18 protein-coding genes and 1 tRNA gene are annotated in these 20,486 nt (G+C 59.3%); 9 read left to right on the forward strand and 10 right to left on the reverse strand.

Translation table 11 applies throughout. From position 1 onward, the window contains the following. Nucleotides 1-231 precede the first annotated feature (231 nt). Complete coding sequence (locus tag QMY55_RS05710; protein WP_283488892.1) at nucleotides 232-756, forward strand: GNAT family N-acetyltransferase; 525 nt, start codon at nucleotides 232-234, stop codon at nucleotides 754-756. Nucleotides 757-781: 25 nt separating this feature from the next. Next, nucleotides 782-1,981, forward strand: a complete 1,200-nt coding sequence (locus QMY55_RS05715) for a class I SAM-dependent methyltransferase (RefSeq protein ID WP_283487709.1) — start codon at nucleotides 782-784, stop codon at nucleotides 1,979-1,981. A gap of 6 nt (nucleotides 1,982-1,987) precedes the next feature. On the opposite strand, the gene QMY55_RS05720 is transcribed toward QMY55_RS05715, so the two are convergent. Beyond that, entirely contained in the window at nucleotides 1,988-2,521 is a 534-nt protein-coding gene (locus QMY55_RS05720) for a hypothetical protein (protein WP_283487710.1), read from the reverse strand. 178 nt (nucleotides 2,522-2,699) lie between these two features. Between QMY55_RS05720 and QMY55_RS05725 the strand changes: the two genes are divergently transcribed. Then, complete coding sequence (locus tag QMY55_RS05725) at nucleotides 2,700-3,746, forward strand: tRNA dihydrouridine synthase (protein ID WP_283487711.1); 1,047 nt, start codon at nucleotides 2,700-2,702, stop codon at nucleotides 3,744-3,746. On the opposite strand, the gene QMY55_RS05730 is transcribed toward QMY55_RS05725, so the two are convergent. The 9 genes from QMY55_RS05730 to QMY55_RS05770 form a co-directional block, all read right to left on the reverse strand. Continuing rightward, nucleotides 3,700-5,337: a phospholipase D-like domain-containing protein gene (locus tag QMY55_RS05730; RefSeq protein WP_283487712.1), complete on the reverse strand. Its 1,638-nt coding sequence runs from the start codon at nucleotides 5,335-5,337 to the stop codon at nucleotides 3,700-3,702. The two genes, QMY55_RS05725 and QMY55_RS05730, sit on opposite strands and share 47 nt — an antisense overlap. Nucleotides 5,338-5,485: 148 nt before the next feature. Further along, on the reverse strand, nucleotides 5,486-6,595 hold the full coding sequence (gene ribD / locus QMY55_RS05735) for a bifunctional diaminohydroxyphosphoribosylaminopyrimidine deaminase/5-amino-6-(5-phosphoribosylamino)uracil reductase RibD (protein WP_283487713.1): 1,110 nt from the start codon (nucleotides 6,593-6,595) through the stop codon (nucleotides 5,486-5,488). 29 nt (nucleotides 6,596-6,624) lie between these two features. Then, nucleotides 6,625-7,068: a type IV pilin protein gene (locus QMY55_RS05740; protein ID WP_283488893.1), complete on the reverse strand. Its 444-nt coding sequence runs from the start codon at nucleotides 7,066-7,068 to the stop codon at nucleotides 6,625-6,627. A 24-nt stretch (nucleotides 7,069-7,092) separates the two neighbouring features. After that, nucleotides 7,093-10,779: a pilus assembly protein gene (locus QMY55_RS05745; RefSeq protein ID WP_283487714.1), complete on the reverse strand. Its 3,687-nt coding sequence runs from the start codon at nucleotides 10,777-10,779 to the stop codon at nucleotides 7,093-7,095. Nucleotides 10,780-10,883: 104 nt separating this feature from the next. Further along, nucleotides 10,884-11,642 carry a pilus assembly PilX family protein gene (locus QMY55_RS05750; RefSeq protein ID WP_283487715.1) on the reverse strand — a complete coding sequence of 253 codons (759 nt, stop codon included), beginning with the start codon at nucleotides 11,640-11,642 and terminating at the stop codon, nucleotides 10,884-10,886. Nucleotides 11,643-11,648: 6 nt separating this feature from the next. After that, nucleotides 11,649-12,617 (reverse strand): PilW family protein, encoded by a 969-nt coding sequence (locus QMY55_RS05755; RefSeq protein WP_285978623.1) that lies wholly within the window; start codon nucleotides 12,615-12,617, stop codon nucleotides 11,649-11,651. Nucleotides 12,618-12,619: 2 nt separating this feature from the next. Beyond that, complete coding sequence (gene pilV, locus QMY55_RS05760) at nucleotides 12,620-13,309, reverse strand: type IV pilus modification protein PilV (protein WP_283487716.1); 690 nt, start codon at nucleotides 13,307-13,309, stop codon at nucleotides 12,620-12,622. Then, complete coding sequence (locus QMY55_RS05765) at nucleotides 13,297-13,884, reverse strand: GspH/FimT family pseudopilin (RefSeq protein ID WP_283487717.1); 588 nt, start codon at nucleotides 13,882-13,884, stop codon at nucleotides 13,297-13,299. Before QMY55_RS05765 ends, pilV begins: the two co-directional genes overlap by 13 nt. Nucleotides 13,885-13,945: 61 nt before the next feature. Further along, a complete protein-coding gene (locus tag QMY55_RS05770) occupies nucleotides 13,946-14,503 on the reverse strand; it encodes a GspH/FimT family pseudopilin (RefSeq protein WP_283487718.1) in 558 nt (185 codons plus the stop codon). 662 nt (nucleotides 14,504-15,165) lie between these two features. Between QMY55_RS05770 and rpsO the strand changes: the two genes are divergently transcribed. The 6 genes from rpsO (at nucleotide 15,166) to QMY55_RS05800 (ending at nucleotide 20,439) form a co-directional block, all read left to right on the forward strand. Next, nucleotides 15,166-15,432, forward strand: a complete 267-nt coding sequence (rpsO, locus tag QMY55_RS05775) for a 30S ribosomal protein S15 (protein WP_003057844.1) — start codon at nucleotides 15,166-15,168, stop codon at nucleotides 15,430-15,432. A 205-nt stretch (nucleotides 15,433-15,637) separates the two neighbouring features. Continuing rightward, nucleotides 15,638-17,881 carry a polyribonucleotide nucleotidyltransferase gene (gene pnp / locus QMY55_RS05780; protein ID WP_283487719.1) on the forward strand — a complete coding sequence of 748 codons (2,244 nt, stop codon included), beginning with the start codon at nucleotides 15,638-15,640 and terminating at the stop codon, nucleotides 17,879-17,881. A 131-nt stretch (nucleotides 17,882-18,012) separates the two neighbouring features. Further along, nucleotides 18,013-19,020, forward strand: a complete 1,008-nt coding sequence (locus QMY55_RS05785; RefSeq protein WP_034365045.1) for an NAD(P)H-quinone oxidoreductase — start codon at nucleotides 18,013-18,015, stop codon at nucleotides 19,018-19,020. After that, complete coding sequence (gene tpiA, locus QMY55_RS05790; RefSeq protein WP_283487720.1) at nucleotides 19,017-19,763, forward strand: triose-phosphate isomerase; 747 nt, start codon at nucleotides 19,017-19,019, stop codon at nucleotides 19,761-19,763. Before QMY55_RS05785 ends, tpiA begins: the two co-directional genes overlap by 4 nt. Nucleotides 19,764-19,821: 58 nt before the next feature. Then, on the forward strand, nucleotides 19,822-20,232 hold the full coding sequence (gene secG / locus QMY55_RS05795) for a preprotein translocase subunit SecG (RefSeq protein ID WP_283487721.1): 411 nt from the start codon (nucleotides 19,822-19,824) through the stop codon (nucleotides 20,230-20,232). Nucleotides 20,233-20,354: 122 nt separating this feature from the next. Then, nucleotides 20,355-20,439 (forward strand) — tRNA-Leu (locus QMY55_RS05800). Nucleotides 20,440-20,486 lie beyond the last annotated feature (47 nt).

Here is a 20,486-nt window from a genome sequence, read left to right on the forward strand (position 1 = left end):
AGGGCTTTGGGTAGCGAGCACGTTTAGTATCAAATAGTGCTCAAACCTAATATGAACGCGGGCTTGCTGCTCTGGTTAGGGTAGCGCATAGCACATAGATTGCTGCAGGGCAAGAAATTGCGAACAGCCGTAGTCGAACACATGGCTAACCAATGTGCTTTGCGCCAAAACTCTGAATATGTAGACAATTACGCCCTTTCTATTCTTACATGTTTCCGTTCCGGTTTTTCCATGTCTAGTATCCAGGTCCGTCCCGCTACTCTTCGCGATGCAAAAGCGATTGCCCAGATCCATACTGCTTCCGCACTGGAGGCTTACCGAGGTCTGGTTCCCGATGATCAACTGAAGGCCATGTCCTCTGTTGAAAAGCGTCAGGCTTACTGGCGCGAAGCCATTGAATACTGTGAGCCCCAGGTCCAGGTCGCCATCGACGGTGACAAGATCGTGGGCTTTGTCGGCTTTGACCGCTCCCGTGATGAAAAATCCCGCCAGACCACTGGTGAGATTTGGGCCATCTATGCGGCTCCTACCCATTGGAACCAAGGTGTTGGTGTTGCCCTGTGGGACGCTGCGCGCGATGGTCTGCTGGAAGAAGGCTGCACCAACGTGACAGCCTGGATTCCTCTGCGCAACGAGCGCGCTCTGCGCTTCCATGAAATGGCTGGCTTCAAGCGCGAAATGTCCACGGCCAAAACGGCTGTGATCGGCAGCATCAAGATTGAAGAAGTGCGCGTCAAGCGCCCTCTGAACGGCTGATTGCCGTTGCTTTGAAAGACAGGCCGTGAAGACCCCCAGCAACAATGTCGCGGCCTCAGTCTCCGCTCCAGCAACTGCTTTCGAACTGCTGCAATGGCAGGAACAGGACAAGGCCAGCACGGCCTTGTGGCGCACCGGAAGCAGCTTGCCCAAGCCTCGTCGCATAGAGATTGCTGACGACACCATGCCCGCTGATACGGCGTTTCGCCATATCAGCGAGGGGGCGTCGTTGCTGTGGCGTGGCGATTTTCAGAATGCCCGCCAGTTGCTGCTGGCGCTGGGGCGCAGGCTGGACAAGAAGTCGCGACGCAAGCCTTCGGCTGCGGCCGGCTTTCCCCATGCTTTTCATTTGTTTCGACAAACCCAGGCTCAGCGTGCGCGCATGCTGGCCAGTCTGCTGATCGAGCTGGACGAGCACTGGCACTGCAGCTTGCGCCGCGCGCCAGACTGGCGTGTTGCCTGCAGCGAAAGCTGGGGCACTGTGGCTGTGCAGGCTGAGGCCCGTACGGTGCTGGTGCCGCTGCGTGATTTGCTGGGTGTGGTGGGCGCACATGAGTGGCGCAAAAAGGGCGTGGAGATTGCTGCGCTGGATGGTGCCCGCATTCATGCCCACTATGGCGTTTTCTCGCCCGTACGCGGCGAGTACCTCGATCTGGTCATGCGTGCCCCGTTGCCTGCAGCTGGCGTAAGCCAGGCCTGGGATATCGGCACGGGCACCGGTGTGCTGGCTGCGGTGTTGCTCAAGCGCGGCGTGAAGTCCGTGGTGGCCACCGATATGAGCGAACGTGCGCTGGCCTGCGCGGGTGAGAACCTGCAGCGGCTCGGTCAGGCTGCCAAGGTCGAGCTGCAGCGCACAGATCTGTTTCCCCAGGGGCAGGCAGGGCTGATTGTCTGCAATCCACCATGGCTGCCCGGCAAGGCAGCATCGCTGCTGGATCAGGCCATTTATGACGAAGACAGCCGCATGCTGCGCGGGTTTCTGCAGGGGCTGGCGATGCATTTGCTGCCCGGTGGTGAAGGCTGGCTCGTCATTTCCGATCTGGCCGAGCATCTGAAGCTGCGTTCTCGTGAAGAGTTGCTGGCCTGGATAGCCTCTGCAGGCCTGAAGGTGTTGGGGCGTGAAGACATTCGCCCACACCATGGCAAGGTGCAGGATCAGACAGATCCTTTGCATGCCGCTCGTGCTGCCGAGGTGACCTCGCTCTGGCGCCTGGCAGCGGCTTGACGGCTTTCAGGCCAGGCTTTCTTCCCTCTCTGTTTCGCTGGCGTCATCGCTGTATGCGAGTAGGGCGGCCAGTCTCTCGCGCAGCGACTGGGCCCGTTCTTCGCCCGCATGCTCATGCACGGCATGCAGCAGCTTCAGGCCGGCTTCTTGCAGGGCAGGCAGGTCTCTGGCTTCGCGCAACTGTGCGCGCAGTTGCTGAGCCAGTTGCTCATGGCGGTTGGCAAACAGGCGCTCGCACATATCGAAAAGATACATGCGGGTGCCTGCCATATTGATGCTGCTGGTCGCGGGCTCAGCTGGCTTGGCAGCAACAGCCTGCGGAGTGGGGGCTGGGCTGCCACTCTCGCCGGACTGCCATTGCAGATAACCTTGCTCCATCAACTGTCGTGCCAGTTCGGCATGATCGCTACCCAGCATGCGCTGCAGGTCGTCAAGGCTTCTGCCGCCGGCCATTAGAAGAACGGAGCGCGCGCGCTGGGGCAGCTGACGGGATCCGGGCTGCAGTTCTTCGATGGCCTTGGCGGTTTTTTGCAAAATCATGAAACTGTGGCGCGGTGCGTGTAAAAAAGTGTTATTGCGCTTATTGCACCCAAAGTCTGTGACAGACATGTGAATACCAGCCTTCTGCAGACTGGATGAGTTCATTGCTTGCTTCTGGATTAATAGCTTTCAGCGCTTGATATATAAGCGCTACAAGCCGTTTTGATATGTATTTGAGATGAGACTGCTGCTTGCGCCCATGGAGGGGCTGCTGGATTTTGTGCTGCGTGATGTGCTGACCCGTGTGGGTGGGGCGGATCGCTGCGTCTCCGAGTTCATCCGCATCAGCGGCACTTTGCTGCCGGACAAGGTGTATCTGCGCACCATGCCGGAGCTGCGCAATGGCAGCAAGACCCTGGCAGGTGTGCCTGTGCGCGCGCAGTTGCTGGGGTCCGACCCTGTCAGCATGGCTGAGAACGCCGCGAATCTGGCCCGCCTGGGACCTGAGGGCATTGACCTGAACTTTGGTTGCCCGGCCAAGGTGGTCAACCGCCACGGAGGTGGGGCTTCACTGCTGCAGGATCCCGAGCAGATTGGGCGCGTGGTGGAAGCCGTGCGCCGTGCCGTGCCCGCGCAGATGCCGGTGTCGGCTAAGATGCGGCTGGGCTTTAACGACCGTGCCTTGATGATCGAGTGCGCCCAGGCCATGGAGCAGGGCGGTGCCTGTGAGATCGTTGTCCATGCGCGCACCAAGCTTGATGGTTATCGCCCTCCTGCGTATTGGGAAGAGATTCCACGCATCCGCGATGCGGTGCAGGTGCCTGTGGTTGCCAACGGCGAGATATGGACCGTGGAGGAGGCGCTGCGCTGTCGCGAGGTATCGGGCTGTGACGACCTGATGCTGGGCCGTGGCATTGTGGCCGACCCCGGGCTGGCCCTGGCGATCCGCAATGCCGTGGAGCAGGGCGGCAGCACCACGGCTGCAGGCATAGCCTGGCTGCAACTGGTGCCCCAGGTGCAGCGCTTTTGGGAAATGGTCTGTGCCGATCTGGAGCCGCGCCAGAGGGCGGGACGGCTCAAGCAGTGGCTGAATCTGATGCGCAGGCGCTTCCCTGAAGCGGAAGTGGCCTATCAGGAGGTGCGTACGCAGACCGATCAGCGCGCCATCAGCGACTGGGTGGCGGCCTTGTCCCAGCGCGATCTGCAGCTGGAATGGCGCTGGCCAGAGCGAGCGGAAGTCACAGCAGGCTGTCAGGAGCCAGAGGCCCAATCAGCTGCAGCATGATGCGCAGGCTGAGGCTGGCATCTGGCTCGGTGTAGGCGTCTGACAGGCCGCTGTCCTGCGGCGCGCGCCAGACCAGCTTGCCATCCTGGTCCAGCTGCACCATCCAGCTGTTTTCAGCCAGGCTTTCCTCGATGCTCTGAGTGGCCAGCTTGCTGAAAGTGTGGCTGGCAATCAATACCGCAATTTCGGTGTTCTGCAGCTGCGAGCGCATGTCCAGGTTCATGGAGCCTATGACAACCAGACGTCCGTCAATGACCAGCAGCTTGGAGTGCAGCATGGCGCGCGAGGTGCCGGAATTGCCGCCGCTGGAGCCGGTGCTGCCTGCGCGCAGGGCCGAACGGACATTGGCGGCCTCGCTGCGCATTTCATGCAGCTCTATGCCCATCTCCAGCAGCTTCTTGCGATGGCGGGCATAACCTGCATGGGCCAGCGGTGCATCGTTGGATGCAAGGGAGTTGGTCAGGATGCGTATGCGCACGCCGCGCTTTCGGGCGGCGCGAAACGCATCCATGATTTCATTGCCGGGCACAAAGTAGGGCGAGACGACCAGCAGATCGCGGCTGGAGGTTTTGATCAGGGCCAGCAAACCGTCCACCACCGAATCGGCATGCAGCACCGGAGCGGCACCAGCCAATGCCGTGGCGGGGACTTTCAAGGAGGCCACGCCGCCGTTGTTGGTGGACGAGTTGGCGGATGCTGCTGTTTCGTTGCTGGTCTCGTCGTTTTCGCTGGGGATTTTGGTGGGGCTATCGGCCAGAACCATGGCCTGTGCCCAGATCCAGGGCAGTTTTTGCAGGTCCAGTGGCTTGTCTTCAAGCTCTGGCTCAGAGTCACCATCGGCATGCAGGCCGGGGCTGGCATCTTCCTGATCGAACCGGGCCTTGAGCTGCAGCAGCTCTTTTTCGCTGATCAGCGATTGCACCGGATAGGCGCGCACATTGTTCCAATAGCTGTCAAAGCTGCGCGACAGATCCTTGACGACAGGGCCGGCTGCGAGCACATCCACATCCACGAAGTTGCCGTCATTGGCGGCGTCGAAATAGGCGTCGCCCAGATTGCGGCCACCCATCACGCCCATGGCGTTATCTGCGACGAACAGCTTGTTGTGCATACGCTGCTGGGCACGCTGGAAGTCCGTCAGAATGGTCCAGGCTCGGCCCAGCGTGGAAGCGCGTGAGCCTGCCAGCGGGTTGAACATGCGCATTTCCACATTGGGCACAAAAGCCAGGCGCATGACCTGCGCATCGGGGCCGGTACTGTGAAAGTCATCGAGCAGCACGCGCACGCGCACGCCGCGCCGAGCCGCGTGGACAATGGCGTGCAGCAGCTTGCCGGTGCTGCGGTCCGCATGAATGGCGTAGTACTGCAAGTCCAGCGTTTTCTGCGCGCTCTGCACCAGCGCGAGACGACTGCTGTAGGCATGCTGCGGGCCGTTCATCAAGACAAAAGCCGATGCCCCCGCCTTTGAACGAGCTGGCTTCACTTGGGCGATCATGGCGCCCAGATTGGTCTCTTGTGGCTTGGACAGAGCCTCCGAGACCGGCCTTTCCACATTCTTGGGCAGTGGCGCAGCGCAGCCGGCCAAAAGCATTGCACCAACTGCAAGCCCAAGCGCTGTGATGCGCTGTAGCCTGCGGGTGGCGTTGCTTGTGAAGGTGAAAAAAGGCCGGATCTGCATGTCTGGTTTGTAACCCATGAACGCAAAGGTAATTTGTCGGACGGAGACCGGCTGTGCGCGGCTAGAACGCAGAGCGGCCCTCAACTCTGGCCACGATGCGCAAGTCCGGGCCGACGCGTGCAACCTCATGCAGCTCCAGTGCAAGCCCTTTGTTCAAGTCGTCCAGAGGACCGAAATTGGCGATGCCCATGGCTCCTGTGCCCAGCAGCTTGGGAGCCTGGTAGAGCAGAAACTCATCGACCAAGCCTTCACGGATCAGCGAGCCATTGAGCTTGAAGCCCGCCTCTACATGCAGCTCGTTGGTGCCACGTGCGGCCAAGTCGCGCAGCATGGCTGCAAGATCCACCTTGCCTGCTGCATTGGGCATGTGAATAACCGTAGCGCCTAGCGCTTGTAGCTGCTTGATCTTGAACTGGTCTGTACTGCAAGTGTAGATAAGGCAACCGCTAGGTGCTTGCAAAACATGAGCACCCAGCGGAATGTCCAGTCTGCTGTCCACTACTGCCACCCGTGGTTGGCGGGGCGTTTCCACTTCACGCACATTCATCCGTGGGTTGTCCTCCAGCACGGTACCTATGCCTGTCAGGATGGTGCAGGCGCGGGCGCGCCAGGCATGGCCGTCAGCACGGGCCTCAGGCGAGGTGATCCACTGGCTTTTGCCGTTATGCAGTGCCGTCACCCCGTCGAGCGAGCTGGCGGCCTTCATGCGCACCCATGGCATGCCTCGGATCATGCGGCTGAAAAAGCCGATATTGAGTTCGCGCGATTCGGCAGCGCCCGGGCCGACTTCGACCTCAACGCCAGCCGCACGCAGGCGCTCGAAGCCGCGGCCTGCGACTTGGGGGTTAGGGTCGGTCAAGGCGCCTACCACCTTGCCTATGCCTGCGGCCACCAGCGCATCGCAGCACGGGCCGGTGCGTCCGTGGTGGGAGCAGGGCTCCAGCGTCACATAAGCCGTAGCCCCGTGCACCTCATTTCCCTTGGCGGCCGCATCACGCAGCGCCATGATCTCGGCGTGGGGGCCGCCTGCCTGCTGGGTAAAGCCCTGGCCGATGATCTGGCCAGCGTCATTGACGATCACGCAACCGACACGCGGGTTGGGCGAAGAAAGAAAAAGCGCTTGAGCAGCCTGCTCAAACGCCTTGTTCATGAAGTGGGCAGAGGGTGTCATGCCCAGGATGGTAATGCAGTGGGTAGGCTTTATTTACTCCAGCACTCCGCGGCGGTCGCTCCGCTTGCAAGATTGTCTGCCCCTCTTGCTCCAGTGTGAGTCAAAGTGAAGTCGCCGCATTTGTCGGAGGCCTGGGGACCTGGGTTTTTCCGCGTGGCAATTAATGTGTATGCCGCGTTGGTACTGGTATTGGCTTTAAACCCAATGGTGTAGCGTTTGTTCGCATCACCGGTCCAGCTCAGTGCAGCAGGCAGGATTTTGGTAGCGTCCGCATTCGTCGGATAAACCCCCGTCGCAGTCGCCGCCCTCTCCATCCACATCTGGGCCTGCAGCAAGCCCGCGCGCGCATCGGCCCTATGACCGCGCTGCACGTATTCCGTATAGCTGGGGTAGGCAATGGCGCTGAGAATGCCTATGACCGCCACCACGATCATCAATTCGATCAATGTAAAGCCACGGTTCTTGCGCTTCATGGTTTGTACTTTCATTCGTAACCTTTACTTCACCTGGCGCCAGCTGGGGCGTAGCGATTGCTCGGGCATGCGGGCCAGCAGTTCCTTGTTGTTCTTATTGTCGAGGTCAGTGACCCGGTTCTTCTTGGTAATCAGAGTGTGTGATCCCTTGGTCACCTTGCGCCGGGAGACATTGACATCAAGCGCACCGTAGAGTCCGTCGCCATTCTTGTCCACCAACTGCACGCTGGGGCGCTTGCCGTCCATGATGTTGATCAGGGTGCGGTATTGGCGCTCTTCATCCACCGAGCTGGAGTCACAGCTTTCCACGTTCGGGTCCACGTCCGTGCCTTTGGCCGGCACTTGTGAATACACGGCCAAGATGTTGCTGCCATCGTAGAATTCCATATTCTTGAGTAGGCGTTCACCCACTGCGGGAAGGTCCATGTACCAGCCATTGAAGCCGACCCAGGTGCTTGCATTGAGCGTGCTATCGGCGTTTTTTGAACTCACAGTGCCAAAGTCGCCATTGTCCAGGTCAGTGATGACTTGCTCGGCCAGCTTGGCGTTGCTGACACCTGCTCCCAAGGCCTTGGGGGCGACGATGCAGTCACCAGCGGTGGCGGAGCAGCCGCTTTCGCCAGCATGTATTTGCAGACGCCCATCGACGAGCTTGTAACGCGTGTTGTCCAGCACCGAGTACAGTGTCTGCACATTCCGGTCGGATTCATCTAGTTTGGTCACGTTGCGGCCAGTGCCGAACGAAACCATCATGCCGCCCACAGGCAGGGTTTTCTGATCGTTGCCGCTGCGTACAGTCATCTTGCGGTCGTTGGCACGCACGGTGGGTGCGACGGTGATGGGCTGAACTATGGTACGGGCACTGCCCAGCGACGCTGGGCCCTGGGCGGTGAACAGCGGCTGGCCGTTGAATGCGGTATTCCAGTTGCTGTCGTTTGTGCTGGTTAGGTCAAACTTCCACATATTGCCGCGGTTGTCACCTGCATAGGCCACGTCGGGCATGCCGTCGCCATTGATATCAACCAAGCGTGGGACAGATAGACCATTGTCTGAGATGTTGTCGCATTCAGCTTGCGTTTTGGTGCGGGGAGTGGCTGCACAGTCCGCAGCACTGGTGCTGCCTGTAGCCACTAGACGCCGGAGCTCGCGATCATTATCCAAATACTGAATCAGTAGCACAGGGCGCTGGTTGGCGCTGTTATAGCCATTGCCCATGACCACGGCCCAGCGCCCGTTGTTTAGGCGTGTGATCTGCGTGGTGCGCATGGGGTTGTTTTCATCCAGTACGGGCAAAGCGGTAATGTTGCCAATGTCGCGGTCTTCATCCACTGCCTTGACGCAGGCGGCTTTTTCCTCTGCTCCCATAGTGTCCAGCGCGCAGTTGGAGACGGTGGCTCCCATGTCGGCATCGGTGCTGCGTGTACGGTCGAGCTTGACCAGGCTTGAGGCGTTGGCTGCTGTGAAGCTGGCTGGGTTGGTTACATCCAAGACGAAATAGCCTTTGCCGCCCGCGCCCAGAGATCCAACCAGCATGGTGCGCCAGTTGGGGGTGGCGCTGGAGCCCAGGTTCACGTCGCCGGTCATGGGCGAGCCATCGACAAAGAAACGGTGTTTCTGGTTATACGTAGGGTCAGTTAACCGCGCCAGACTTGGCAGCACACCTTGGGGCACATAGGCGATTTTTTCATTGCCGTCCGCGGTGGAGAAACCGTGCAGCATTCCGTCGTTACCGCCTACATAGATCATGGGTTGGCGGTTTTTCTGGTCGCTGGTGAACTTCGAGTAGCCGTTGAGCGCATAGTTGCTGGCGGGTACGCCTGTGTACCAGATAGTCGAGTTGATGATGTCGCCCTGAATGCTCTTGCGCTGGCGGAAAGGCTTATCCGTGGTGTAACCATTGGCGGTGTCCGAACCTTCCAAACTACGGTCGCCGCGAATGTAATTGAGCCGCTGATTGCCTTTGGTTGCACCTTCGTCGGTGCTTGTGCCATCAGGCTTTCTTTGTAGCCAGAATTTTTGAGCCGTGCTCAGATTGCTTTCATCGCTGGCCCACAGAAAGGGCACGCCGCCCTTGTAGGCGCTCCCCATCCATTTGTCGCTCCAGCTCCAGATCACGCGGTTGCTGACGGTCATGGCGTCCAGTCTGTCTGCCGTGGTCTTGCCACTCCAGCCGGCAGGTGCCCCGATGGTGTCATTGGTGTCCGCGTTCACCGTCGCGGCGGTCACAAAGCCCTTCCAGGCATTCTTGGGCTCGAAATTACCAGTGAACTTGTCCACGCTGGTCAGTGTGTTGTTGGAGCCGCTGGCAGCCGTGGAGGTCAGCTCGGGCTCGGTCTGCGTATTGATCTGTTGGAAGATCTCGCGGAAAGCCTTGGCCAGATCCTTGCCCTGCTCCACGGCATAGAAGCGGCCCCGGCCGTTGAGGGCGGCGTGCCACAGGTCGAGGGAGCGAACGGGCTCGCCGCCAGAGTCTAGGTCGGGCCATTTCTTCGTGCCGGTGACCAAGTCGAGAAAACTCTTGTCGTAGCCGAATGGGACCTTGGTGGAGGGGGCTTCGATCGTCGGAGCATCGGGCCAAGTGTAGGCCATGGCGCTGAAACCGATGGTATAGGTCACCATGTGCGGCCAGGTGGCGGGGTTGTAGCGCGGGTTCCAGAAACGCTCCAGGATGGCGTTTTTGTTGGCGGTATCCTTGCCGAAATCTTCGGTTTGTGACGCCTTGTCGTAATCAGGCAATGGCTGAACACTGCCTTTCAGGCCACTCGTGCCGGTGGCATCAGTGGCGGTTTGAAGCTTTGTAGACCAGCTTTTGAAAGCCCAGTCGGCCAGAGTGTTGCTGTAGGTATCGGCGTAAAGCTGGTTGTTGGGGCGCAGGCTTGCATTGGTGCTGCCATAGACCGTGCCATCGGGCAAGGTGAGGTTCTTTGTGTTGTCATCCTGCGAGCCGCCTGATACTGAGCCGTTCCAGCGACCGTCAGTCATGAAGATATGGTAGTTACGTCGGCAGCCAAGATAGGGCGCAGCGGTAGTGCCGGGAACGGAAGCCCATGGGCCGTACTGGTTCAAGCTGGCCCGCATGTATTCATCAGCCTGCTTGAACATTTTGTGTGAAGGTGTCGAACTGCCGGGTGTCAGTTTGTCGACAAAGGCGAGAAAGTCCGTTCGATGCGCACTTGCCAGCACTTGCATGGAGTTGGTGGTAGATGTGGGAGCTGTGCTGGTTGTGCCAGGGAGTGAGCCAGGATTACCATTGTTGGCATTCATAGCTTGCCATGCCAGCCGGATTTTCTTGTCTGGCAGCAAGGTGCTGTCATATTGAGAATGAGTCGGATCGAAAATCGACTTCAACGCATACTTCAACACGTTCATGCGTCGGCTGTTGACAGGCCAGGAACCATCCGCTGCTGGCTCTGTATCGTCATTGGCATTCAGCCAACCAGTACCCCAGGCCGTGCAATTGCCCTTTTTGTCGGTTTTTGTACAGACGGTCCCTTGTACGCAACTGGAGGTGCCTTCTTTATTCAGGCAGTAGTTCATGCTGCCCGAGTCGTCGATCGAGATGATGACGTTGGGTGTCACATAGGGTTGGACCGTGCCTGGTGGTGCTTGTACCAGGTCAATGGCCCAGGCGCCATATGGCAGCAGCGCGGCGCTTGAAGCCAGCGCCAGCAGGGTCTTGTGAAAGCGTGGTGCGGTATTGTTGAGGTGCATAGCGTCCTCCTCGGGTATTGAATGTATACGGTTAAATATGGGTCTGGAGCTTGAAGGATCTGCTGAGAATGCTCTATTTTTAGAAGCGAATTGATCCTTGATCGTCAGTCCTTGAGCCGCTGCCGGGCATAGGTCTGCTGAAGTACCACCATGGTGTTAGCCTTGCGTCCATAGGCGAGGGCAGTGATGCGGTAGACCACGCTGGGCGTCAGATTCAGTGGCAGCCGGCCAGGGGTGTTGACACCAGGGTCGGAGACAATGAGCCCGGAGTTCTTGCTGCTTTCGTCATAGGGCAGTACTTCGATCCAGTACCAGCCGCCCCTGTTAGCAGCGCTGGTGTCGAACAGGATGGGGTTGGAGGGTTTGTCGGTGCTGCCTTTATCTGCGCCGGTGTACTGACCGTAGCGTGCACCTATACCGTCCTGAGCCAGGGCTGCTAGTGCGTCCTTGTCATTCCAGAAGTCTTTCCTGTCGCTGGTCTTAGCGCATAGCGCATTGCTGCAACTGTTGGTCTTTCCTGTCAGTGCGGTCAGCAGGGGGCCGATGTCCTTGGCTTCGAGTGGAATTTTTTCGACAGAACTCATGCTGTTGCGGCAATTGCTGCTTGTGCAGCTGGTGCCGTCGGCGTTTTCCCCGCGAATGTCCAGCTCGGCATCCAGTATCAGGGCTTGGGCGGCCTCAAAAGCCCGCTGGTAGTCAGCGTCGTTGCCCACTACCAATTCATTAAACAGCGAGGTGCGCGAGGCCCATAGTGCCAGCAGCATCGAGAGCATAACGAAGACGATGACGACGAACAGCGCTACGCCGCGCTGGCTCGAAACGGAGGCTGTGGGCATGCGTTGTGGCATGGTGGTTTTTTTCATGAAGGGTTAAAGCACGGTGCCAAGCAGCCCCTGGCTGCGCAACTGAAAGACGTTGCGAAAGGTGATGTGCATGCGCCGTGCTTCCGCTCCGGTGGTCGGTATGTTTACGGAGGAACCATCGCAGCCCGTATAGGCACTGTCTGCGGGCAGGTCAATAGCCTCGTCTCCATAGAGGACCAGGCAGACCTCTGCGGCCTGAACCTTGCCCCAGTCGGACGCTGTACCAACTTTACTGGCCGCCACGTATTGGATCTTGGTGGCACCTGGCACGCTGTTGTCTTGCAGCAGGTAGCGCACCTGGAAGTTGGCGACGTTGCGTGCGAGAGGCTGGACGGTGCCATTGCCGGTGCACTGCAATTCGTTTTTGTCATTGCGCTCGAAGACGCTGAGGATTTTTACCTGCGCATCGTTCTTGGCGTCATCTGAAGGGCTGCCCAGGCAGTTGCGCAGCAGGGTTTGTTCAGTGCTGCTGCCATAGACTGCTTCCTTATAGCGACGGTAGCCCACGGCCAGCTTGTCCGGACTGCTGGAGCCTAGGAGCGTACTAGTAGCTGGGTTGATGTAGTCGAGGGGGGGGGATGTGCTGAGCAGGTCGTCAGCCGCGCTTTTCGAGGTATCTCCTGCGGTGGCTTCGAAGACCACGACGGATGCAGCAAGGGTGGCCGCATCGGCGCCAGCCTCCGCTGGGTTGGGCTGGGGGTTGAGATAGAGGGAGCCAGCCTGGCGCAGTTGCTGGCCAATGACGCGCATGGCGTAGGTTGCTTGCTGCTGAATGCTGCTGGCATCGCTGACGGTGCCAGAAACCGAGCGCGAAACCATGAGGGCTCCCGAGGCGACGGCGACGACCAGTAGGCCAATGGCAATGCCGACCATCAGCTCTAGCAGCGTGACGCCGCGCTGGAGCCGCTGGCTCAGGTATTTTTGATTGGCAGAGGTAGTGGGAGTTGCTCGGGAAGCTATGTTTTTTATGAGCATTGTCAGGCTCCAGGGCAGAAGTACTGGGCTTTGACCGCAGCGGCATCGCCGCCGAAATAGGGGGCGCAGCGGGCTGCCACAGTGATGTATTGGAGGTGGCAGGTGTAATTCGCCGGGCAGGTTTGTGCTGCATCGCTGGTATCACTGCCGGCATTGAGAGTGCCAGAGCCATCGGTGGCAAGGACCTTCGTGGCGTCGATGTTGTCTCGATAAATTTTCTTGTCCTGGGTGTTGGCAATATCACGCTCGTTCTCGCGCCAGGCGATCATGATGCCAAGCTGGCGCCGGTTGGAGTCAGTTGTCTCGCCGGAGGCCAGAAAAATGCTGGCCTGCCCTAAAGGAAGTCGATTCTTGACGGACTGCTTCCAGCTGCCGAGGTCGAAGGCCGCCAGTTGTGCATGGGTGCAGCTGGCGCTCTGGCAGTCGCCGGGCGAGGGTTCTGCCGAAAAGGCCGAGACATAGGCGCTGATGTCGCTTGCTGCATTTGGATTGACTTTCATGCGCTCGCTCAGGTCTTCAATAAGCCGAATGGCTTGCGCTCTGCGTACAGTGGTCTGGGTATCAGTCAGGGTCCGCATCTGTGCGCCCAGAATGCCCAGAATGCCGAGAGCCGCGATGATGATGGCAATCAGGGACTCGATAAGCGTGATGCCGCTTTGGCGGAGGGGCGGTTGGGTGTTCATGAAGTGCATGGAATTTCTTCCGAGGGAATGATGCGTATGCGGCCACCCGAACTCATGCAAAGGCCTTGTGCCGCGGGGTTGGAGGTGGACTTGTCCAGGGGAACGATGCTGAAGCTTAGGAAGGCTCCATCGACCAGGCCCCAACGATTGAGTTTGATGGTGTCGGCTCCGCCGGTGCGTGTTATCTGAACATTGCGTGGTGCACTTACGGTTTGCAGAATGGGATCGGTTTTAGTGCAGGTGCCGCTGTTGTTGCTGTCATTGCAGACGATCCAACCGCAGTCCCAGTCGGTCTTGTTGGTGGCGCTCGTGCAGCCGTCGGTGTTGTTGGCTATTTTCTGAATCACGATCTGACCACTTTGCTTGATGGCTTCTGAGCGGGCAAGCATCAGGCTGGATTTCAGACTCTCGGTGGTTTGTCGAACACTCCAGCGCTCAAGCAGAGTACGGAAGCTAGGCATGGCAATGGCTGACAGAATGGCCAGTATCGCGAGGGTCACCATTAGTTCGACGGCTGTGAAACCATGGTGTGCAACTCTGCTGGCATAGTGCAGATGCAGTGTGCTGTTGGCGGCGGTATACATAGAGACTCCTCATCAAAGATTGCGACCTCTGTAGCGACGCAGATAAGAGCGGGTGTCTGGTTCATGAGCACGATGTACTGCCTGTGTCCGGCGTGTAGATGCGGCCAGTGCTGCTAATGCACATGGAGCTGGTGCTGGCTTGCGCTTCGCTGCTTCCCTTAAGTTCTATGGCTGCATTGGCAGCTGAGAGCTGGCCCCAGCGATCCACCTTGATGAGGGTGGGCTCGCTGATGCCAGTTAATTTGACACTGACTTTTGAGGGCAGGGCGATGGTCTGCAAGGTGTCTTCGCCGCTGTCCTGCTTGCCATCATTGTTGGTGTCGACAAAGACGGTCCAGCCGCAGCTCCAGAGGCTGGTGTCGCTGCCGACAGTGGTGCAATCTGTCGTGTTACCGCTGCGCAGTATGGTGATGCCGCCGCCGCGCTTGATTGCTTCCGAGCGAGCCACATAGAAAGTGGATTGCAGCTCTTCTGTAACTTGGCGAACTTTCCAGCGCTCGATCAATGGCTTGAAGCTGGGGGCTGCAATGGCCGCAAGCACGCCAAGAATGGCGATGGTCACCAGTAGTTCGATGGCGGTGAAGCCTTTGGTAGAACGGGGTGAGGGCATTTTGAACATGCCCTGATGTTACGTTTTGAGAGCCTGTGTAAATAATGAGCTTGGACAGGTGGCAGAAAGGTCGCGACAAACGGTATTTCACCAGGGCTTGTGCAAATCGGGTTTAGGCAGGACCTTCACCTCAAAAACAGTCCTGGTGCATTCTGGCTTGCGTAAGTCCCACCCTATTCACTAACGTTTGCTATCTTGAGGTTTTTGCGTATACCCCGAACAGGCTCCTGAATTGGGTCTACCTTGACATTCCCGGTAGAGGCGCCGATCGCGTTCTGCAGCGGTTTCTTCCGAGCCGCTGCGAATGTTCTGGATTCTGACTTTGCCGCTCTGGTCCTTGCTGTTTTTGCGCCCAGCAGCAAGGGTGTCGGTGGCAAGTGTTGTTGCTATCAATGCTGCGACAGTCACGGCAGCGTACTGGAGCCTGTAAGCGTGTTTGAGCCAACGTGTCATGGTCAGTCCTCGGTGAAGCTGTGACGGCTCATTGCAGCGTGTGTGCCATTGGCTGGCAATATGGGTTTGTGCGTGGGGAGTAGTGGATGCCAGGGAAATGGGCTCTTGATATAATCGCCAAGTTTTGCATGGTGCAAGACGCACGCTGAGGCCTTTCCAGCCTTGGCGCAAGTAACCAAGGTGCTCCTCGTCGAGTGCCAAATCCTAAGGAAAACAAAATGATCGCTGCCGATAAGAAGGCTGAAGTTGTCAAGGCCAATGCTCGTTCCGAAAACGACACTGGTAGCCCCGAAGTGCAAGTGGCTCTGCTGACAGCTCGCATCAACGAACTGACTCCCCACTTCAAGGCTAACGCCAAGGACCACCACGGTCGTCGCGGTCTGCTGCGCATGGTGAGCCGTCGCCGCAAGCTGCTGGACTACCTGAAGTCCAAGGACGCTGACCGCTACACTGCACTGATCGCCAAGCTGGGCCTGCGCAAGTAAGCACGGTGAAAGATCGAAACGCCTGAGTTAGATTGCCTAGCTCAGGCGTTTTTTACTTCGGAGTTCGCAAAACAGAGCGAAGCTGTGTCATTCCAATGCTTCACTATTCATAGCGTTTAGCGCAGCACTGGAATGGCATCGTGTTCTGTTTGCACTCCAAATCAAGACTGGATGAACGCATCCAGCTATTCATAAAGGAGTCAATATGACCATGTTCAACAAAGTTACCAAGACTTTCCAGTGGGGCCAGCATACGGTCACCATGGAAACCGGCGAAATCGCGCGCCAGGCCTCCGGCGCCGTGCTGGTCAACATCGACGACACCGTGGTGCTGGCCACCGTCGTGGGTTCCAAGATCGCCAAGGCCGGCCAGGACTTCTTTCCCCTGACCGTTGACTACATCGAGAAGACCTACGCCGCCGGCAAGATCCCCGGCAGCTTCTTCAAGCGCGAAGCCAAGCCTTCCGAGCTGGAGACGCTGACTTCGCGTCTGATCGACCGTCCCATCCGTCCTCTGTTCCCCGAAGGCTTCTACAACGACGTGCATGTGGTCATCCACACCATTTCGCTGAATCCCGAAGTCGACGCCGACATCGCTGCCATGATCGCCACTTCGGCGGCGCTGGCTGTGTCCGGTCTGCCTTTCAATGGCCCCATTGGCGCTGCCCGCGTGGGTTACATCAACGGCGAATACGTGCTGAACCCCGGTCAGACCCAGCGCAAGGATTCGCAGATGGATCTGGTCGTCGCCGGCACCGAATCCGCCGTGCTGATGGTGGAGTCCGAAGCCCTGCAGCTGCCTGAAGAAGTGATGCTGGGTGCCGTGGTGTTCGGCCACGAGCAAGGCAAGATCGCCATCGACGCCATCCATGATCTGGTGCGTGAAGGCGGCAAGCCCGCATGGGACTGGACTGCTCCCGCCAAGGATGAAGCGCTGATCGCCAAGGTGGTCGAGCTGGGCGAAGCCAAGCTGCGTGCCGCTTACCAGGAGCGCAACAAGCAGGTGCGTACCCTGGCTTGCCGCACGGCCTACGCCGACGTCAAGGCCGCCCTGACCGAGCAAGGCGTGGCGTTCGACGGCGTCAAGGTTGAAGGCATGCTGTTCGACATCGAGGCCCGCATCGTGCGCTCGCAGATCCTGGCGGGCGAGCCCCGTATCGACGGCCGCGACACCCGTACCGTGCGCCCCATCGAGATCCGCAACTCCGTGCTGCCCCGCACCCACGGCTCCGCGCTGTTCACGCGTGGTGAAACCCAGGCCCTGGTGATCTCCACGCTGGGTACCGAGCGCGACGCTCAGAAGATCGACGCGCTGGCTGGCGAGTTCGAAGACCGCTTCCTGTTCCACTACAACATGCCTCCCTTTGCCACCGGCGAAGTGGGCCGCATGGGCTCGACCAAGCGCCGTGAAATCGGCCACGGCCGTCTGGCCAAGCGCGCTCTGGCCGCTTGCCTGCCGACCAAGGAAGAATTCCCCTACACCATCCGCGTGGTGTCGGAAATCACTGAGTCCAACGGCTCCTCGTCCATGGCTTCGGTCTGCGGCGGCTGCCTGTCCATGATGGACGCCGGCGTGCCCATGAAGGCGCATGTGGCCGGTATCGCCATGGGTCTGATCAAGGAAGACAACAAGTTCGCCGTGCTGACCGACATCCTGGGTGACGAAGATCACCTGGGTGACATGGACTTCAAGGTGGCCGGTACCACCAACGGCATCACCGCCCTGCAGATGGACATCAAGATCCAGGGCATCACCAAGGAAATCATGCAGGTCGCCCTGGCTCAGGCCAAGGAAGCGCGCATGCACATCCTGGGCAAGATGCAGGAAGCCATGGGTGAAGCCAAGACCGAAGTCTCCAGCTTCGCGCCTAAGCTCTACACCATGAAGATCAACCCCGAGAAGATCCGTGACGTGATCGGCAAGGGCGGCGCCACCATCCGTGCGCTGACCGAAGAGACCGGCACCCAGATCAATATCGAGGAAGACGGCACCATCACCATTGCCGCCACCGACGGCGCCAAGGCTGAAGCTGCCAAGCTGCGCATCGAGCAGATCACGGCCGAAGTCGAGATCGGCAAGATCTACGAAGGCCCCATCGTCAAGATTCTGGAATTCGGTGCCCTGGTCAATCTGCTGCCCGGCAAGGACGGTCTGCTGCACATCAGCCAGATTGCTCACGAGCGCGTGGAAAAGGTCACCGACTACCTGCAAGAAGGTCAAGTGGTCAAGGTCAAGGTTCTGGAAACCGACGACAAGGGTCGTGTCAAGCTGTCCATGAAGGCGCTGACCGAGCGTCCCGCCGGCATGCCCGAGCGCGAGCCGCGTGAACCCCGTGGCGATCGCGAGTACCGCGAACGTGCTCCTCGCCAGAATCGCGAACCCCGCGAGAACCGCGAGCCACGTGAAAACCGCGCAGCCGCTGACGAGCAGCAGCAACAGCAGCAGTAATGGCTGAGCAGGAGTCCGCCGCGAGGCGGTCTCCTGTTTTGTCGTTTGCTGGCTGATCCTGATTTTGTAGCTGCTGGCGCTTTCTGCATAAGCGCTTGAGCCTGATTTCTTTGATAAAGCAAAGCCTGACTATGGAAGCCAACACAATGCGAGCGGTGGAAATCACCAGCTATGGTGCGCCAGACGTGCTGCGCATGGGTGTACGTCCCATGCCGGTGGCGGCTGAGGGCGAGGTGCTGATTCGCGTTGCCGCGAGTGGCATCAATCGCCCCGATGTGCTGCAGCGCAAAGGTCATTACGCACCACCTCCCGGTGCCTCCGATCTTCCGGGGCTTGAGGTGGCGGGTGTGATCGTGGCGGGCGACGAGGCGGCCATGGGCAAGGCGGGCTTCAAGCTCGGCGACCGCGTCTGCGCGCTGGTGGCCGGTGGCGGCTATGCGAGCTTCTGCGCTGCACCCGTGGAGCAGTGCCTGCCGGTGCCGGCGGGCTTTAGTGACGTGCAGGCGGCGGCCTTGCCCGAGACCTTTTTCACGGTCTGGAGCAATGTGTTTGACCGGGGGGCTCTGCAGCCCGGCGAAACCTTGCTGGTGCAGGGTGGCAGCAGCGGCATTGGCGTGACGGCGATTCAGCTGGCCAAGGCCTGGGGCGCGACGGTCATTGTCACGGCGGGCAGTGATGCCAAGTGCGATGACTGTCTCAAGCTCGGAGCCGATCACGCCATCAACTACAAGACACAGGATTTTGCGGCAGAAGTGCAGCGCATCACGGCAGGCGAGGGCGTCAACGTCATCCTCGACATGGTCGCCGGCAGCTATGTGGCGCGCGAAGTCCAATGCCTGGCTCCTGATGGCCGTCTGGTCATCATTGCGGTGCAGGGCGGTGTCAAGGCCGAGTTCGATGCCGGCCTGGTGCTGCGCAAGCGACTGACCGTGACCGGATCCACGCTGCGCCCTCGCTCCGTGGCCTTCAAGGCGGCGATCGCCGAGGCGCTCAAGCGCAATGTCTGGCCTCTTCTGGAGTCCGGCAAGGTGCGCCCAGCCATTTATCGTGAATTCGATGCTGCTGATGCGGCGCAGGCTCATGCGCTGATGGAATCCAGCCAGCACACCGGAAAAATCGTTTTGACTTGGGAAACATGAAGCAAAAACTCATTGTTGGCAACTGGAAGATGAACGGCAGCCTGGCTGCCAATGCCGCGTTGCTGCAGGCCATCAAGCAGGGCTTGCCTGCGGGTAACAAGGCGGGTGTGGCCGTGGCTGCTCCTGCTCCCTATCTGGCTCAGGTCCAGGCGGAACTTGCGGGAACTTCCATCGGTGTGGGTGCGCAGGATGTGTCCCAGCACGAGCAGGGTGCATTCACGGGCGAGGTTTCGGCCAGCATGCTCAAGGAGTTCGGCGTGCGCTATGCGCTGGTCGGTCACTCCGAGCGTCGTCAGTATCATGGCGAGACTGATGCCGTGGTTGCCGCCAAGGCTCAAGCTGCCTTGGCCAAGGGCATCACGCCCATCGTCTGCGTGGGCGAGACCCTGGCGGAGCGTGAAGCCGGTCAGACCGAAGCCGTGGTCAAGCGCCAGTTGGCGGCTGTGATTCACCAGGTCGGCCACTGCGTGAGCGAGCTGGTCGTGGCATATGAGCCTGTCTGGGCCATAGGCACCGGCAAGACGGCCACGCCCGAGCAGGCCCAGCAGGTGCATGCCGTGCTGCGTGCGCAGCTGGCTGCAGCCAGCGACAAGGCTGATCGTATGCCTCTGCTCTACGGCGGCAGCATGAATGCAGGCAATGCGGCGCAGCTGCTGGCTCAGGCCGATATTGACGGTGGCCTGATTGGCGGTGCGGCTCTCAAGGCCCCCGATTTCCTCACCATTATTGCGGCAGCGCAATAATTCGTTTGCGCCGCACTTGATGTGCGGTGCACCCTGATTACGATTACTAGGTTTTGATATGAACGTCTTTTCCAGCGTCATTCTTGCGGTCCAGATGCTGGCCGCACTGGGCATGATTGGCCTGATCCTGATTCAGCACGGCAAGGGTGCTGACATGGGGGCTTCCTTTGGTGGAGGCTCTTCGGGCAGCCTGTTTGGTGCATCGGGTAGTGCCAACTTCCTGTCGCGCTCGACGGCGGCACTGGCCACCGTATTTTTTGTAGCGACTTTGGCCCTGGCCTATATGAGCAATTCCCGTCCTGCCAGCGCAGGCAGTGTGCTGGAAAATGCTCCGGTGTCTGCACCTGCTCCTGCGCAAACCATTCCTGCCACGGGTGCTCCTGAGGCGACAACTGGTGCGCCTGCAGCCCCCGCTGCTGAAGTGCCTGCAGCAGGTGCTGAGGGCGCTGCCCAAATCCCGACGAAATAATTTAGTGAAAATACTCGATGAACCCCGGTAGTCGGGGTTTTTCGAGCTAGAATCTAGGGATTGTCTGGGGATCAAAATCTTTGCAACGAAGATTTCAGGGGTTGCCGGATAATTGAGACGAAGCCGTCGTGGTGGAATTGGTAGACACGCTATCTTGAGGGGGTAGTGGCGAAAGCTGTGCGAGTTCGAGTCTCGCCGACGGCACCAACACATAACTAGAAACCTGCCCTGCTGATCAGGCAGTGATCGGTGAG

Source organism: Comamonas resistens (assembly GCF_030064165.1).
Taxonomy (GTDB): domain Bacteria; phylum Pseudomonadota; class Gammaproteobacteria; order Burkholderiales; family Burkholderiaceae_C; genus Comamonas; species Comamonas resistens.